Origin of the sequence: Bradyrhizobium arachidis (assembly GCF_015291705.1) — a bacterium.
In the GTDB taxonomy this organism is placed as follows: Bacteria; Pseudomonadota; Alphaproteobacteria; order Rhizobiales; family Xanthobacteraceae; genus Bradyrhizobium; species Bradyrhizobium arachidis.
In genome coordinates this window covers 8,888,284-8,903,940 of the sequence record NZ_CP030050.1, presented here as the reverse complement: position 1 = coordinate 8,903,940, position 15,657 = coordinate 8,888,284, and the positions used below count along the sequence as shown (strand labels likewise).

General features: G+C 64.7%; 13 protein-coding genes. 8 read left to right on the top strand and 5 right to left on the bottom strand.

Going from position 1 to position 15,657, the window contains the following annotated elements; genetic code table 11:
• The first annotated feature begins 40 nt into the window (after positions 1-40).
• The 4 genes from WN72_RS42070 (at position 41) to WN72_RS42055 (ending at position 4,528) form a co-directional block, all read left to right on the top strand.
• Positions 41-1,279: an FAD-binding protein gene (locus WN72_RS42070; RefSeq protein ID WP_092215359.1), complete on the top strand. Its 1,239-nt coding sequence runs from the start codon at positions 41-43 to the stop codon at positions 1,277-1,279.
• Entirely contained in the window at positions 1,276-2,598 is a 1,323-nt protein-coding gene (glcF, locus tag WN72_RS42065) for a glycolate oxidase subunit GlcF (RefSeq protein ID WP_027563113.1), read from the top strand. The genes WN72_RS42070 and glcF overlap by 4 nt, the downstream gene beginning before the upstream one ends.
• 85 nt (positions 2,599-2,683) lie before the next feature.
• Complete coding sequence (locus WN72_RS42060) at positions 2,684-3,058, top strand: hypothetical protein (protein ID WP_027563112.1); 375 nt, start codon at positions 2,684-2,686, stop codon at positions 3,056-3,058.
• Positions 3,059-3,496: 438 nt separating this feature from the next.
• On the top strand, positions 3,497-4,528 hold the full coding sequence (locus tag WN72_RS42055; protein ID WP_027563111.1) for a TorF family putative porin: 1,032 nt from the start codon (positions 3,497-3,499) through the stop codon (positions 4,526-4,528).
• Between the two features lie 261 nt (positions 4,529-4,789).
• Here the strand turns inward: WN72_RS42055 and WN72_RS42050 are convergent, their stop codons facing one another.
• Positions 4,790-6,550 (bottom strand): ABC transporter ATP-binding protein/permease, encoded by a 1,761-nt coding sequence (locus WN72_RS42050; protein WP_092215357.1) that lies wholly within the window; start codon positions 6,548-6,550, stop codon positions 4,790-4,792.
• A 318-nt stretch (positions 6,551-6,868) separates the two neighbouring features.
• Between WN72_RS42050 and WN72_RS42045 the strand changes: the two genes are divergently transcribed.
• Both WN72_RS42045 and WN72_RS42040 read left to right on the top strand, forming a co-directional pair.
• Complete coding sequence (locus WN72_RS42045; RefSeq protein ID WP_027563109.1) at positions 6,869-8,533, top strand: L-lactate permease; 1,665 nt, start codon at positions 6,869-6,871, stop codon at positions 8,531-8,533.
• Positions 8,534-8,768: 235 nt separating this feature from the next.
• Entirely contained in the window at positions 8,769-9,167 is a 399-nt protein-coding gene (locus WN72_RS42040; protein ID WP_027563108.1) for an META domain-containing protein, read from the top strand.
• 103 nt (positions 9,168-9,270) lie between these two features.
• Here WN72_RS42040 and WN72_RS42035 read toward each other — a convergent pair whose 3' ends face one another.
• The 3 genes from WN72_RS42035 to WN72_RS42025 form a co-directional block, all read right to left on the bottom strand.
• Positions 9,271-10,482 carry a hypothetical protein gene (locus WN72_RS42035; RefSeq protein ID WP_167380768.1) on the bottom strand — a complete coding sequence of 404 codons (1,212 nt, stop codon included), beginning with the start codon at positions 10,480-10,482 and terminating at the stop codon, positions 9,271-9,273.
• 144 nt (positions 10,483-10,626) lie between these two features.
• Positions 10,627-12,255: a chaperonin GroEL gene (gene groL, locus WN72_RS42030; protein WP_092215351.1), complete on the bottom strand. Its 1,629-nt coding sequence runs from the start codon at positions 12,253-12,255 to the stop codon at positions 10,627-10,629.
• A 171-nt stretch (positions 12,256-12,426) separates the two neighbouring features.
• Positions 12,427-12,723 carry a co-chaperone GroES gene (locus WN72_RS42025; protein WP_027546050.1) on the bottom strand — a complete coding sequence of 99 codons (297 nt, stop codon included), beginning with the start codon at positions 12,721-12,723 and terminating at the stop codon, positions 12,427-12,429.
• A gap of 313 nt (positions 12,724-13,036) precedes the next feature.
• Between WN72_RS42025 and WN72_RS42020 the strand changes: the two genes are divergently transcribed.
• Positions 13,037-13,558: a hypothetical protein gene (locus tag WN72_RS42020; RefSeq protein WP_027563105.1), complete on the top strand. Its 522-nt coding sequence runs from the start codon at positions 13,037-13,039 to the stop codon at positions 13,556-13,558.
• A 184-nt stretch (positions 13,559-13,742) separates the two neighbouring features.
• Here WN72_RS42020 and WN72_RS42015 read toward each other — a convergent pair whose 3' ends face one another.
• The gene (locus WN72_RS42015) at positions 13,743-14,528 is read right to left on the bottom strand and encodes a protein phosphatase CheZ (protein ID WP_092215349.1); all 786 of its coding nucleotides are present in this window, start codon (positions 14,526-14,528) and stop codon (positions 13,743-13,745) included.
• 316 nt (positions 14,529-14,844) lie between these two features.
• Here WN72_RS42015 and WN72_RS42010 point away from each other — a divergent pair, with 316 nt between their 5' ends.
• The gene (locus WN72_RS42010) at positions 14,845-15,657 is read left to right on the top strand and encodes a L,D-transpeptidase family protein (RefSeq protein ID WP_167380767.1); all 813 of its coding nucleotides are present in this window, start codon (positions 14,845-14,847) and stop codon (positions 15,655-15,657) included.

Genomic DNA, 15,657 nt, shown 5'->3' with positions numbered 1-15,657 from the left:
CATTTGATTTTGACGGCGAATTTCGCTACCGCCTTTTCCCGTGGACACGCTCAGGGTCAGAGACGCCAAAGACGTCGAAGAGGTGGTACGCGCGGCGATTGCCAATGAGCAGCCGCTCGAGATCATCGGTCATGGCAGCAAGCGCAGCATCGGGCACACCATGGCGACCAATGCCGTGCTCGACGTCTCCGCGCTCAATGCCGTCACCTCCTATGAGCCGAACGAGCTGATCGTCACGCTCCAGGCCGGCGCGCCGCTTAACGACGTGCTGTCGCTGATCGATGCCAAGAACCAGCAATTCGCCTTCGAGCCGATGAACACGGCGCCGCTGCTCGGCACGCCGGCGGTCGGGACCATCGGCGGCATGATCGCGGCAGGGCTCGCCGGTCCGCGCCGCATCAGGGCGGGCGGGGCCCGCGACCATCTGCTCGGGGCGCATGCCGTCTCCGGTTTCGGCGACAGCTTCAAGACCGGCGGCAAGGTGGTGAAGAACGTCACCGGCTACGACCTCTGCAAGCTGCTCGCGGGGTCCTGGGGCACGCTGTCGGTGATGACTGAAGTTACGCTGAAGGTGATGCCCAAGCCCGAGGCCGAGCGCACCCTGCTGCTGCGCGGGCTGGAGGATGCCGCCGCCAACAAGGCGATGACCGCGGCGCTCGGCTCGCCCTTCGACGTTTCAGCAGCCGCGCATCTGCCGAAATCGGCGTTCCGCGCCAAGACCGAGGGGCTCGGCGATATCGCCGGCCAGGGCGAGGCACTGACCGTGCTGCGGCTCGAGGGCATCACGTCTTCCGCCGCCCACCGCGCCAGCTCGCTGCGCGAATTGCTGGCGCCGTTCGGAACCGCGACGCTGATCGAGGACACGGCGTCTGCCGCGCTGTGGGCCGCCATCCGCGACGTGCTGCCGTTCGCGACCGGCGGCGCGCTCGGCGCGTGGCCGGTCTGGCGGATCGTCTGCCCGCCGGCCTCGGGCGCGGCGCTCGGCACGCAATTGGCCCGCGAGACCGGCGGCGACGTGATCTATGATTGGGGCGGCGGCCTGATCTGGGCGGCGCTGCCGCCGAAGGGCGACGCGCATGCGCCGATCGTGCGCCAGCGCGTGGACGCCTTTGGCGGACACGCCACGCTGATCCGGGCGGCCGAGAATGTCAGGCGCGATGTCGACGTGTTCCATCCGCAGGCGCCCGGCGTTGCGGCCCTGAGCGAGCGGGTGCGCGCCAGCTTCGATCCGAAGACCATTTTGAACCGGGGACGCCTGAGGCGGGGCGCTGCGGCATGAAGACCGAATTCTCACTGGCGCAGCTCGCCGACCCCGACATCGCGGAGGCCGACAAGATCCTGCGCGCCTGCGTCCATTGCGGCTTCTGCACCGCAACCTGTCCGACCTATGTGCTGCTCGGCGACGAGCTCGATAGCCCGCGCGGCCGCATCTACCTGATCAAGGAGATGCTGGAGAAGGACCAGGCGCCGACCGCCGAGGTGGTCAAGCATGTCGATCGCTGCCTGTCGTGCCTGGCCTGCATGACGACCTGTCCGTCCGGGGTGAACTACATGCACCTCGTCGACCAGGCCCGGGTCAGGATCGAGCAGCGCTATGAGCGCCCCCTGGCCGAGCGGCTGCTGCGCCAGGTGCTGGCCTTCGTCCTGCCGGATCCGCAGCGCTTCCGCATCAGCATGTGGCTGGCGCGGCTCGCGCGCCCGCTCGCCGTATTCCTGCCGACGCCGCGGCCGTCGGCGACGCCCGGCCTGATCCAGCGCCTCAAGGCGATGCTGGCGCTGGCGCCGAACCGGCTGCCGTCGCCCGGGCCTGCTGCCGGTAGCGTGTTCGCGGCCCTCGGCAAGAAGCGCGGCCGCGTCGCGCTGCTCCAGGGCTGTGCCCAGCAGGTGCTGGCGCCGCGCATCAACCAGGCCGCCATCAGCCTGCTCACCCGCCACGGCATCGAGGTCGTGCTGGTCCGGGACGAGCAGTGCTGCGGTGCCCTGACCCATCACCTCGGCAACGACCACGATGCGTTGGCGCGGGCCCGTGCCAACGTCACGGCGTGGCAAAAGGAAGCGGCCGGCGAGGGGCTCGACGCCATCCTGGTGACGACTTCCGGCTGCGGCACCGTGATCAAGGACTACGGCTATCTGCTGCGCGAGGACACGGCGTTCGCGGCCGATGCGGCCAAGGTGTCCGCGCTCGCCAAGGACATCACCGAATACGTCGCCGGCCTCGGATTGGAATCGACTGCACGGCAAGACAACATCGTCGTCGCTTATCACTCCGCATGTTCGCTGCAGCACGGGCAGAAAATTACCGGCCTTCCGAAAGAATTGCTTTCCAAGAATGGATTCGTGGTGAAAGATGTCCCGGAGAGCCATTTGTGTTGCGGCTCGGCGGGGACCTACAACATTCTCCAGCCCGAGCTTGCGGGCAGGTTGCGCGATCGCAAGGTCGCCAACATCGCAAGCGTCAAGCCGGACATGATTGCCGCGGGCAATATCGGCTGCATGGTGCAGATTGCCAGTGGCACGTCAGTTCCGGTCGTACACACGATTGAGCTTCTCGATTGGGCTACGGGCGGGTCGCGGCCGGCATTGAACGCGCAGGTTTGAGCTTTCAAGGGCTGAGCTTTCGTCCGCAGGTGACGGCAGAACGACGCCCGATCGACCATTGTTCGGCGGCAACAGGAGGACCACGATGGCGAAAGCGAAGAAGAAGAAAAGCAAGAAGGCCAAAAAGGCCAAGAAGGTTGTAGCGGCGAAGAAGACCGCGAGGAAAGCAGCCAAGAAGTCCGCGAAGAAGTCTGCCAAGAAAGCCAAGAAGTCGGCCAAGAAAGCTGCGAAGAAGGCCGCGCCGAAGAAAGCTGCGAAGTCGGCCAAGAAGGCTGTGAAGCAGGCTGCGCCGAAGAAGGCTGCGAAGAAAGCAGCACCGAAGAAAGCGAAGGCAGCTCCCGCGCCGAAGCCGTCAGCGCCGGTGGTGGCGCCGGCTCCGGCTCCCGAGCCCGCCGCCGAGACGAGCTGGGCGATGCCTTCGTCTTCTGCGGAGCCGACGCCGGCCGACGGGCAAGGCTAGGCCGCAAGGCTGGCGTTGGGCTTGGTCCCAAGGTTCGGCGAAAGGTTGGGGCCACCCCAACGGCAACGAGCGACAACAGCAAAGGCCGCGGCAGTGATGCTGCGGCCTTTTTGCATCGTCACGCTGGTCGGGGCGGCGGTCGTTCTCGCCGTCAGCTTGATTCGTGGCGCAGACATCACTGCAGCTCGGTTCTCCGTAGTAACCCGGACCGCTCAATGCACTTTGGAATGCAAATAATGTGATCTAGAAGACACACAGCCTGACAACCTTTCGTGGAATCGCCAAAACGCCCAAAAAGTCGGCAGATGCCCGTGATTTTTGCTTCACGGTTTGCCGACCCCAATCCAAATTGCCGCAGTTACGAATTTTTGAAGTCAGATCGTCTGCCCCGGGGGGCTTCCGGGGGACTGGCTGGTAGAACTGGTGATGGGGATCGAAATGAAGAAAGTAGCTTTGTTGGCAACGGCGCTGGCAATGGTGACGGGTTCGGCTTTCGCGGCAGACATGCCGGTCAAGGCATTGAAGGCTCCGCCGCCGCCCGCCTTTGATCCTTGGGATGTCGCCTTCGGCGCGGGCATCATGAGCGACTACATCTTCCGTGGTGTCACCCAGTCGAACCACAATCCGTCGGTCGCGGCCTATTTCGAGCCGCGCTACAACGTCAACAAGGACCTCCAACTCTACGTTGGTACGTCCGCGGAGAGCATCTCGTTCCCGAACCGCGCTGCGGCTGAGGTCGATATCTACGGCGGTATCCGCCCGACCTTCGGCATGTTCGCCTTCGACTTCGGTATTTGGGGCTACCTCTATCCGGGCGGAAGCTGCTTCGGCTCGCAGGGCACCCTCGCTCAGGGCAATTGCGGCAGCAGCCTCGACAACTCCGTGGGCCCGATCGGCCTGCCGATCAACGGCAACTTCGCCAAGAAGGACGCGAGCTTCTACGAAGTCTATGCCAAGCTGAACATCAACATCAACGATCAGTGGGTGGTCGGCTTCAACGAGTATTACTCGCCGAACTTCCTGAACCTCGGCGCCTGGGGCAACTACTCTTCGATCACGGCCAAGTGGACCGCGCCCAGCACGACCTTCGGCGCCAGCGGCGTCGGCATGTACGTGTCGGGTGAATTCGGCCGTCAGTGGCTCGGCACCTCGGACATCTTCTACGGCATCGCGGGTGACCCCGTTTATGCCAACGGCATCAAGGAGCCCAGCTACAACACCTGGAACATCGGTGTCGGCTTCACCTACAAGGTGTTCACGCTCGATCTGCGCTACTACGACACCGACCTGTCGAAGGGCAATTGCAACGCCTTCACCAGCGACTTCTCGGCGACCAACGCCAGCCCCGGCTTCGTCACCCCGATCAACGGCGGTGCAAACGCAGCCACGGCGTTCGGCTCCAACTGGTGTAGCGCTACTGGCGTCGCCAAGCTCTCGGTCGACCTGACGGCGATGAGCAACCTGAAGTAAGTTCTTTCCGAGACGACTTAACGAGGGCGGCAGGGCAACCTGCCGCCCTTTTGCTTTGCGGCGTGGATGGCGTCTGTGAGAGCGCTCGGCCTGCATGGTTCGAGACGCGCCGCAGGGCGGCGCTCCTCACCATGAGGGTCTAGGATCTTGCCGCGAGGACAGACCTCATCCTGAGGAGCCCGCCGGAGGCGGGCGTCTCGAAGGATGGCTGCAACGAAGTCCTGTCGAGGTTGCGTAGCCTCGGGATTGTCTGGGGCCACCTCAGCGCGCCGCGGTGGTCTCCGCCTGGGCCGCCTCGCCGCCCTTGCCGAGGACGTGGATATCGCCGTCCTTCACCATCATCACCTTGCGGGTGTGGAAGGCATCCAGCGTCGAGCGGTGGCCGATCGAGACGATGGTGGCCTGCGGCAGCCTTTCCGCGAGCAGCCGGTACAGCCGGCCCTCGGAGGGCTCGTCGAGCGACGCCGTGGCCTCGTCCAGGAACAGATAGTCCGGCGCATGCAGCAGCGCGCGGGCCAGCCCCAGTCGCTGCTGCTCGCCGAGCGACAGGATCCGGTTCCAGTGACCGTCCTCGTCCAGCCGTTTCGCCAGCCGCGGCATGCCGACCGCGTTGAGCGCCTCCGCGATCTTCTCGGGCGCAACCGTGCCGTGCTCGGCGGGGTAAATGACAGCGTCGCCGAGCGGGCCGATCGGAAAATACGGCCGCTGCGGCAGCATCATCAGCCTGGCTTTTTCGGGAATGGCGATGCTCCCGGTGCCGAATGGCCAGATGCCGGCGATCGCCCGGAACAATGTCGACTTGCCGGAGCCGGATGGCCCGCTCACCAGCACCCGCTCCGCCGGCTCGACCGTGAAGGCATCGGCGCTGACCAGCGGCTCGCCGTTCGGCAGCTCCACCAGCAACTGCGCAAGGGTGATCGCCTTGCCGTTCGACCGTGCAACGCCGATGGTCGGCTCGCGCGCGGCGATGGAAGCGGCGGAGCTGACCGACATCTCGAAGCCGTCGAGACGGGCGACGATGGCGCGCCATTCGGCGAGCGAGCGGTAGGCCGTGACGAAGAAGGACAGCGCATCCTGCACGCTGCCGAAGGCCGAGCCGGTCTGCATCATGTCGCCGAGCTGGATGCGTTTCGCGAAGTAGGCCGGAGCGACCACGACGTAGGGAAAGATTGTTGCTGCCTGACCATAGCTCGCCGTGAAGGCGGTGAGGCGCTTGGTCCGGCTCATGATCGCGTACCAGTTGGCGATGACGGAGCCGAAGCGGTGCAGCAGATGGCCTCGCTCGGCGCTCTCACCCTTCAACAGCGCGATCTGCTCGGAATTTTCGCGCACGCGGATCAGGTTGAAGCGGAAGTCGGCCTCATAGCGCTGCTGCTCGAAATTGAGGTTGATGAGCGGAGCGCCGATCCAGTGCGTCAGTCCCGTCCCGAGGATCGCGTAGACCATCGCGCACCAGACCAGAAAACCCGGGATGACGATATCTGTGCCGTAGATGTGCAGGGGGGCCTTGTTGGACAGACCCCAGAGGATGACGACGAACGAGGCCAGCGTCACGATCGAGGACAGCAGACCGAGGCCAAGGACGAGCGTTTGCTCAACGAAGTTCTTGACGTCCTCGGTGATACGCTGGTCCGGGTTGTCGGCCGGGTCGCCCTTGAGCTGCATGCGGTAATGCGTGGCGCCTTCGAGCCATTCGCCGAGATAGTGTTGCGTCAGCCATCGCCGCCAGCGGATCTGGAGCCATTGGTTCAGGTAAAGCTTGTAGACGGCCACTGCGACGTAGGTGAAAGCAAGGCCGATGAAGATCCAGACCTCCATGACGAACTCGTTGAGATCGTAGGCCTGGAGTGCGCTGTAGAACCGGTTCTGCCATTGATTGAGCAGCACGTTGATCGCCACCAGCGTCAGCTCCATCGCGATGACGACGCCGAGCAGGCCGCGGCCGGCCCATTTGTCTTCCGATCGGAAATACGGACCGGCGATTCGCCAGACGACCGCGAGCGTGGCGCTGATGTTCTTCACAGAGCAGGATCTCCTCGAGGGGGGTGTGCACAAGTGCCGGGAGTCAAATGGCTGCGGCCATGCGGAATTTGGCTGCGCTTAGACTAAAGTCGCAAGTTCTGCAATTTGCGTTGGCTTGTCGCGGCTCGCAACCTTAGCATGGGCTTTAACGGCGCGGGGTGGGGGCCTCCAGGATTTCGCGAGCTTGTGAGCGGACGGGAACCGCCGCACTTCGCGAGGAATTCGCGTCCTGCTCAGGGGTTATCTTTCCAGCGTCAAGCGGGTTTGGCCGTCCACGCAAGGCCGCCTGCCGCAACACATGCGTGGGGGAGGAAGACCATGTGGAATCAAATCTATGATCCGCTGCACAGCCCGGTGCTGTCGACGATCGCCGCGGCGGTGCCCGTCGTCACGCTGCTGGTCCTGATCGCGAGCGGCCGCGTCCAGGCGCATATCGCGGCCGTCATCGCCGTGATCGTGACCAATCTGATCACGATCTTCGTCTTCACCATGCCGGCGAACATGTCGATCCGGGCCTCGATCCTTGGCATCGTGACCGGCTTCTTCCCAATCGGCTGGATCGTCCTCAACGTCATCTTCCTCTACCAGGTGACGGTCTCCACCGGGCGCTTCGAGCTGCTCAAGCGCGCGGTCGGCGGCGTCACCGAGGACCGGCGGCTGCAATTGCTGCTGATCGCATTCTCGTTCGGTGCCTTCTTCGAGGGCGCTTCGGGCTTCGGCACCCCTGTCGCGATCACCGGCGCCGTCCTGATCGGCCTCGGCTTCTCGCCGCTCGCCGCATCCGGCCTGTCGCTGATCGCCAACACCGCGCCGGTGGCTTACGGCGCGCTCGGCACGCCGATCCAGGGCCTTGCCTCGGTGACCGGACTCGATCCCTACATCCTCGGCGCGATGGTCGGCCGCCAACTGCCGTTCTTCTCGCTGATCGTGCCGTTCTGGGTGGTGTGGGCGTTCGCGGGCTGGAAAGGCATGAAGGACGTCTGGCCGGCGATCCTGGTCACCGGCGTGTCGTTCGCGATCCCGCAATTCGTGATCTCGAACTTCATCAATCCCTGGATCGTCGACATCGGCGCATCGCTGATCTCGATGGGCGCGCTGATCCTGTTCCTGCGCGTGTGGCAGCCGCGGCAGCTCTGGCTGTCGCCGGCCCTGCGCGGCCACGATGAATCGGCCGCCACCATGGCGGCGGCGAGACCGCTCGACAAGACGCCGCTGACGCAGAGCGAGCTCTTCAGCGCACTGCTGCCGTGGATCATCGTCTGCGTCGTAATGCTGATCTGGGGCAACGGCGCCTTCAAGACCTGGGCGAACTCGATCTTCGTCTGGAACTATCCCGTTCCCGAGCTGCACCAGATGATCAACAAGGTGCCGCCGGTGGCGGCCAAGCCGACGCCGGAGGCCGCTGTGTTCGGCTTCACCTATCTCTCCTTCACCGGCACCGGCATGCTGATCGCGGCAATCATCTCCGGCTTCCTGATGGGCGTCGGCCCCGGCCGGCTCCTGACCGAGTACGGTCGCACCATCCGGCTCTGCGCGATCTCGCTGATCACGATCTCGGCGATGCTCGCAATCGGCACGCTGACGCGTCTGTCCGGCGTCGACGCCACGCTCGGTCTCGCCTTCGCCGCGACCGGCGTGCTCTATCCCTTCTTCGGCACGCTGCTCGGCTGGCTCGGCGTGGCGCTGACGGGATCGGACACCGCCTCCAACGTGCTGTTCGGCAATCTCCAGAGGATCACCTCCGAGCAGCTCGGCCTGTCGCCGGTGCTGATGGCGGCGGCGAACTCGTCCGGCGGCGTCATGGGCAAGATGATCGACGCGCAGTCGATCGTCGTCGCCTCCACCGCCACCAACTGGTACGGCCACGAAGGCACGATCCTGCGCTTCGTGTTCTGGCACTCGATCGTGCTGGCCTGCCTCGTCGGTGTGCTGGTGACGCTGCAGGCCTATGTCTGGCCGTTCACGGCAATGGTCCTGAAGTAGCGACATCGGCTTCGCTGCAAATCCCCGCGGGGTTCGCCCCCCGCGGGGATTTTTGCATCTGAAGCGTGATCCGGAAAAGTACGCAGCGGTTTTCCGAAAAGATCATGCTCAAGCAACAATCCAAAGCGAGATGACGATTCTTCCCTATCTCATCGCGCTTTAGTGTGGGCGAACCTTCTCAATGGCGCCGCCGTCTTATAGAAGGTGCCGCAAATCAGGTCGGTCGAGAGGTGTCATGGTTTCGTTCAAGCAGCTGGTGTGTGCGGCGGTTGCAATGCTCGCGATGTCCAGCCTCGCGCGCGCCGAGGAGGGGTTTCCGTTCGGCACCGAGCTGACGCTGGAGGCGCTGCCGCAAGCCGGCTCGAAGCGGATTCCCAACATCGAGATCGGCGACAATGGCGAGGTCGTGCTGGAGCTCTGGTGCAAGGGCGGCAAGGGCCAGTTCTCGGTCGCCGGCAACACCGTGATCTTCGTGCCCGGCCAGATCCAGGATCGCTCCTGTCCGCCGGCCAAGGCCCAGGCCGACGACGACCTCGTCGCGGCGCTCGGCAGCGTCGAAACCTGGAAGCGCCAGGGCGACGTGCTGACCCTGATCGGCCCGAAGCCGCTGCGCTTTCGCGCCAACGGGAATTGACCGTCAGGTCATTCCGGGGCGGCGCGTCAGCGTCGAACCCGGAATCTCGCGCTACAATCTCCAGATTCCGGGTTCGCGCTTTGCGCGCCCCGGAATGACTTCGTCACTTCCACACCGACTTGTCCGCGTCCCACCGCTGGCCCTTCAGCTCCTTGGCGAGCGCCTCGATCGAGCCGTTGTCGTCGGGCTGATCGCCTTCCTCGTCGGCGGAAGCGTCATCCGACAGATTGAGCTTGGCGCCGCTGCTCTCGTCGGCGGTGGTGGTCGAGGGGCTGCCGATCCACAGCATCAGCTTGTCGGTGGCGCCCGGCTTGTCGGGCGAGATCAGGCCTGCGACCTCGATCGTGTCGGTGAGCTCGAGCGCCGGGAAATCCTGGTTCGGCCGCTTGAAGACCAGCTTGAGCTTGCCGGTGGCCGGGTTGAAATTGTGCGACACCGGCTTGGCCGCGAGCGTCCTGCTCAGCACGCCGGCGAGGGCCGAAGCGAGCTTGTCGCGGTTGACCTTGTCGCCGTCGCGCCAGTCGGCGGCGGGAATGCGGATGGTGCGGTCCATCTCGGTCATCCCCGCGGTCCAGCCGGCCGCGGTGACGCCGGGCATTGCCTTGAACTTTGACAGCAGCGCGGCCGCGCGCTCCGGATCGACCGACATGTTGATGGTCTGCTCGCCGGCGCGCAGCGCGTCGCAGCCGACCGAGAGGCTTGCCAGCGTCACCTCGATGTCCTGGCCCTTCAGGCTCTTCAGGAACTCGGTCGCCGCATCCAGCTTGACCTTGACCGCGATCGCCTCCGGCGAGACGTCGGTGAAGTCCTTCGGCTGCGGCGTGATGCCGTCGTCGGAGGTCTGGTTGTCCAGAAACTCCTTCTCGCTGAGATCGGAATTGTCCGGCGAGGTCACCTCGGTCACGGACTGGCCAATCGAAATCTGGCCGCGGAATTCGAACGTGTCGCCGGTCGGCTTGCGCAGCAGCTTGACGCTGACCGGCGATTTCTCGCCGAGGCTCTGCGTCGTGCCCGTCAGGTTCTGGCCGGCGACCTGGAGATTGACGACGAAGCGGTCCTTGCGGTCGGAATTCTTCGCGACGGGATAGCAGACGTCCAGCACGGCCGCGGTGACCGTCTTGCCCTGGCGCGTTTCCTTCAGGACCACGTCGGCATTGCCGTCCATCAGCCCGTCGATCGAGGTGAAATAGCGCGTCTCGGTTCCGCCCGGCGCGGCGGCCTTCGGCGACAGTTTCATCTGGGCGGATGCGACCTCGGGCGAGGCGGCGAGCAGAGCCGCCAAAATCATCGTCGGGCAAACCAGAAGCGCGCGCATCGCCGAAATCCTCGAAGGAACAGAATCGGCCGCCACCGTAGTTGGTTTTGGCCGTCGGTTGAATTGCAAAGCGTCAGGGAGAGGATCGGCAAAAAAGAAGGCCGCCCGGAGGCGGCCTTCGTAACGCTGTAATGAAGGATGGGCTTAGAAGCCGCCCATGCCGCCGCCGGCGGGCATCGCGGGCGCAGCTTCCTTCTTCGGCATTTCGGCGACCATGGCCTCGGTGGTCACCAGCAGGCCGGCGACGGAGGAGGCGTCCTGCAGCGCGGTGCGGACCACCTTGGCGGGATCGATGATGCCCTTCTCGACCATGTCGACATAGTCCTCGTTCTGGGCGTCGAAGCCGAAGGTCTCGGACTTGTTCTCCAGGATCTTGCCGACCACGATCGAGCCTTCCACGCCCGCGTTCTCGGAGATCTGGCGGATCGGAGCTTCCAGCGCCTTCAGCACGATGTTGATGCCGGCCTGGACGTCCGCATTGGCGTTGGTGAGACGGCCCACCGCCTTCTTGGCGCGGAGCAGCGCGACGCCGCCGCCGGGGACGATGCCTTCCTGCACCGCGGCGCGGGTGGCGTTGAGCGCGTCCTCGACGCGGTCCTTCTTCTCCTTGACCTCGATCTCGGTGGCGCCACCGACGCGGATCACCGCGACGCCGCCGGCGAGCTTGGCAAGGCGTTCCTGGAGCTTCTCACGGTCGTAGTCCGTTGTCTCCTCGATCTGGGCCTTGATCTGGCCGACGCGGGCCTCGATGTCGGGCTTCTTGCCGGCGCCGTTGACGATCGTGGTGTTCTCCTTGTCGATCACGACCTTCTTGGCGCGGCCGAGCATCTTCACCGTGACGTTCTCGAGCTTGATGCCGAGCTCTTCCGAGATCAGCTGGCCGCCGGTGAGGATGGCGATGTCCTCCAGCATGGCCTTGCGGCGGTCACCGAAGCCCGGCGCCTTGACGGCAGCGACCTTGAGGCCGCCACGGAGACGGTTGACGACCAGGGTGGCCAGCGCCTCGCCCTCGACGTCCTCGGCGATGATCACGAGCGGCTTGCCCGACTGCACCACGGCTTCCAGCACCGGCAGCATGGCCTGCAGGCCCGACAGCTTCTTCTCGTGCAGGAGGATGTAGGCGTCCTCGAGCTCGGCGGTCATCTTCTCGGCATTGGTGACGAAGTAGGGGCTGAGATAGCCGCGGTCGAACTTCATGCCCTCGACGATGTCCACCTCGGTGTCGAGCGACTTGTTCTCCTCGACGGTGATGACACCCTCGTTGCCGACCTTCTGCATCGCCTGGGCGATCATCTTGCCGATGGCGGCATCGCCATTGGCCGAGATGGTGCCGACCTGGGCGACCTCGGAGGAGGCGGCGACGGGCTTGGCGCGCTTCTCGATGTCCTTGACCACGGCCTGGACGGCGCTGTCGATGCCGCGCTTGAGGTCCATCGGGTTCATGCCGGCGGCAACCGCCTTGGCGCCTTCGCGCACGATGGCCTGAGCCAGCACGGTCGCGGTGGTGGTGCCGTCGCCGGCGAGGTCGTTGGTCTTGGAGGCGACCTCACGCACCATCTGGGCGCCCATGTTCTCGAACTTGTCCTCGAGCTCGATCTCCTTGGCGACGGTGACGCCGTCCTTGGTGATGCGCGGCGCGCCGAAGCTCTTCTCGATGACGACGTTGCGGCCCTTCGGGCCGAGCGTCACCTTGACGGCGTTGGCGAGAATATCGACGCCGCGCAGCATGCGGTCGCGCGCGTCTCCGGAAAACTTGACGTCCTTGGCAGCCATGGTCTGCAATCCCTCGTGTTGCGTGATGTGTCTTGTTTCGTGCGGTGCGGCGCTCTCTTCGTCATTGCCGGGCTTGACCCGGCAATCCATCCTCGTACGAAGAATGATGGATGCCCGGGTCAGGCCCGGGCATGACGATGGAGTATTCAGCGGCCGTTCAGGCGGATGGCCTTAGGCCAGCACGCCCATGATGTCCGACTCCTTCATGATCAGGAGCTCTTCGTTGTCGATCTTGACCTCGGTGCCCGACCACTTGCCGAACAGCACGCGGTCACCCGCCTTGAGGTCGATCGGAATCAGCTTGCCGGTCTCGTCGCGGCCGCCGGGGCCGACGGCGACCACCTCGCCCTGGGACGGCTTTTCCTTGGCGGTGTCCGGGATGATGATGCCGCCCTTGGTCTTTTCCTCGGCGTCGATACGTTTGACCACGACACGGTCATGCAGCGGACGAAATTTGGATTTAGCCATGACGTTTCCCTTTGGAGGCTCGCTTCGGAAGTAGTGAAGTCGGTGGGGCGGCGCTGCCGTTCCTCCTCTTCCCGAGGATCGAACGGAGCGCTTAGCAATCGGGCTTTCCGAGTGCTAAGAGTGGCCCGGGAATATGGCTTGGCCGCGATCCTGTCAAGCAAAGGTGGTTAAGCGATTGGTGAGGCGGATATAGGATGTTGGCATTGAAAACTTGGTCGGGGCGCCCGCGTATTAAAGGACGTCATTGCTCCGGCGGCAGTTTTGCGCTTGGCTGCGGGAGGGGTGCGGCCATGGTCTTGTTCGGGGGAATGCCATGATCAATTCAGCTCGCGCGCGCACGGTCGCCAATCTGGCCGCTGCCTCTGGCCTGGCGTTGCTGCTCGGCGCCTGTGGCGGCGGCATGAGCCTACCGTCCTTCTCGTCCTCCCAGCCGGCACCCGAGGCCGAGCCCGGCACCGGTCCTGAAATGCCGGCGAGCATCCGTGCCGACGAGATCGTCGGCCGCTGGGGTCTCGCCTCGTTCCAGAACCCGGCCGACCGCGCCCGCACCGAGGCCGCGGCGAGGGCCCAGTGCAAGAATCCCTACGTGATCACCGCCGGCTCCTCCGGCGGCGTGATCATGCATCTCGCCGACCAGGCGACCCCGCAGGAGCTGCGGCTGAAGGGCTCGCCCAGCGGCAAGAACTATATCGGACCGGCCGGCCCGACCCCCGGCGAGCAGGACCGTGAGATCGTCTCCTTCGACGGCCGCGTCCTGATCACCCGCTTCATCGACAAGGACGCCGCCACCCGCTACGGCAACATGGTCTACGTCCGCTGCGCGCCGCGGGCGTGATCATTCCTCTGTCGTTCAGGGGCACGCGAAGCGTGAACTATGGTGCGCGCTTGCGCACCTGAGAATCTCGAGATTCCGGGTTCGGTCCTGCGGACCGCCCCGGAATGACAGCGTGAGATAAATCCCCAAAAACAAAAACGCCGGCCCCAGGGCCGGCGTTTTGCTTTATCCGTATCTGGTGCGCTCAGTCGAACAGCGCGTCGATGTCGTCCTGCGAGGCGTGGCCGACGTCGCCGGCGAGCTTCGGGCCGTTGAGGAGCTTCTCGTCGTCGCTGCGCTGGTCGATCGGCGCCGGCACATGGGCCTTGATCGCGTCGACGCCGCCCCAGATCTCCATCATCGCATTGATGTGCTGCTCGATGAACTTCATCGTGGTCATGACCTTGCTGATGCGCTGGCCGGTCAGGTCCTGGAAGTTGCAGGCTTCGAAGATCGAGATGACGCGTTCCTGGATGTCGTCGGCGAGGCGCTTCTGCTGGTCGGCCGAGTCCACCTTGGACATCGCGCTGGCGGCCTGGTCGATCGATTCCGCGGCTTCGAGGATCTGCTGGGTCGCCTGCTCGGTGCCGCCGACGACCGCGCCGAGCTCGCCATTGACCTTGGCCATCTCGCCGCCGTCGAAGCTCTTGCCGTGCAGCGTCGCGATCTCGCGCTTGGTGCGGTCGATGGCGTCGTGGATCAGGTCGAGCTCGACCTTCAGCTTCTCGCACTGCTCGATCTGCGCGCGGTAGGTCTCGAGCATGGTGCGGGCTTCGGAAAGCTCGTGGGCCGTGGACGCGTCGATCGCCGCCATGGCCGCGCTGCCGGACAGCGGGGCAGCCACAACGCCCTTGGCCATCTGTGCGCGGATCGCACGCAACTCCGCCATGATCTCGCTATGCATCGGGCCTGCCTCTTCGGTTACGTCAAGAATCGGCATCTCGCCACCGACGATATCTTCGACGCGAAAACGTTTGCGGTGAACAGCCATCAGGATACTCCCCCCACCTCACTCACGCGTCTTTGTAGGCAGAAGCGATTTAACACGAAGTTCACAGCCGGAACTGTGTTTGCAGACGTGCGCGACGGCGCGCAAAGACGCGATTAACCATGCGCGCGGGGCATTCATCGAAAATAAACGCTGATCGCCAAATTGCAGCCTCGTGCACGACGTGGTGAATCGAAACGGCCGATACGTTTACCAAACAAAACGGCTTTTGCTCTTTATTGACCACGTCGGGGGGCGCGATCAGCCATCAGCTCTCCAAGACGCAAATGATCTAGACGAAACAGTACAGAGTACGTCGATGTTCAAGAAAATGTCTGTCGCGCTGCTCGGCAGCGCTTGCTCCGTCATGGCCGGCGCGAACAGCGCGAGCGCCTTCGACAACACGGTGCCGAACGATCCGCCCGCGGTGCTCTACGCCCCGCAGGTGCCCCCCGCGCCGGTGCGCGTAGCCTCCAATTCGAACATGGGCGGCGGCTTCATCGAATTCCTGTTCGGCGACGGTCCCGGCCGCGGTCCGGCCTACGCGCCGCAAGCGCCGGTCTATCAGCAGCAGCCCGGCTATTACGACCAGCGCCGCCTGCCGCCGATGGGCGAGCCGCAGATGCAGGGCGGATACCAGCAGGGCGCGCTCCAGCAGGAAGCGATCGATCCGCGGCAGCGTCCGTTCGATCCGAGATTCGAGAAACAGATCGTTGACTATAGCGGCAAGGAAACTGCCGGCACGATCGTGGTCGATACGCCGAACAAGTTCCTCTACCTCGTCGAAGGCAACGGCAAGGCGATGCGCTACGGCATCGGCGTCGGCCGTCCCGGCTTCACCTGGTCGGGGGTCAAGTCGATCACGGCAAAACGCGAATGGCCGGACTGGACGCCGCCGGCGGAAATGATCGCACGCCGTCCCGATTTGCCCCGGCACATGGAAGGCGGGCCGGAAAACCCGCTCGGCGCGCGCGCGATGTATCTCGGCTCCACGCTCTACCGCATCCACGGCTCCAACGAGCCCTGGACCATCGGCACCAACGTCTCCTCCGGCTGCATCCGCATGCGCAACGAGGACGTCATCGACCTCTACGGCCGCGTCAATGTCGGCACCAGGGTCGTGGTGATGTGA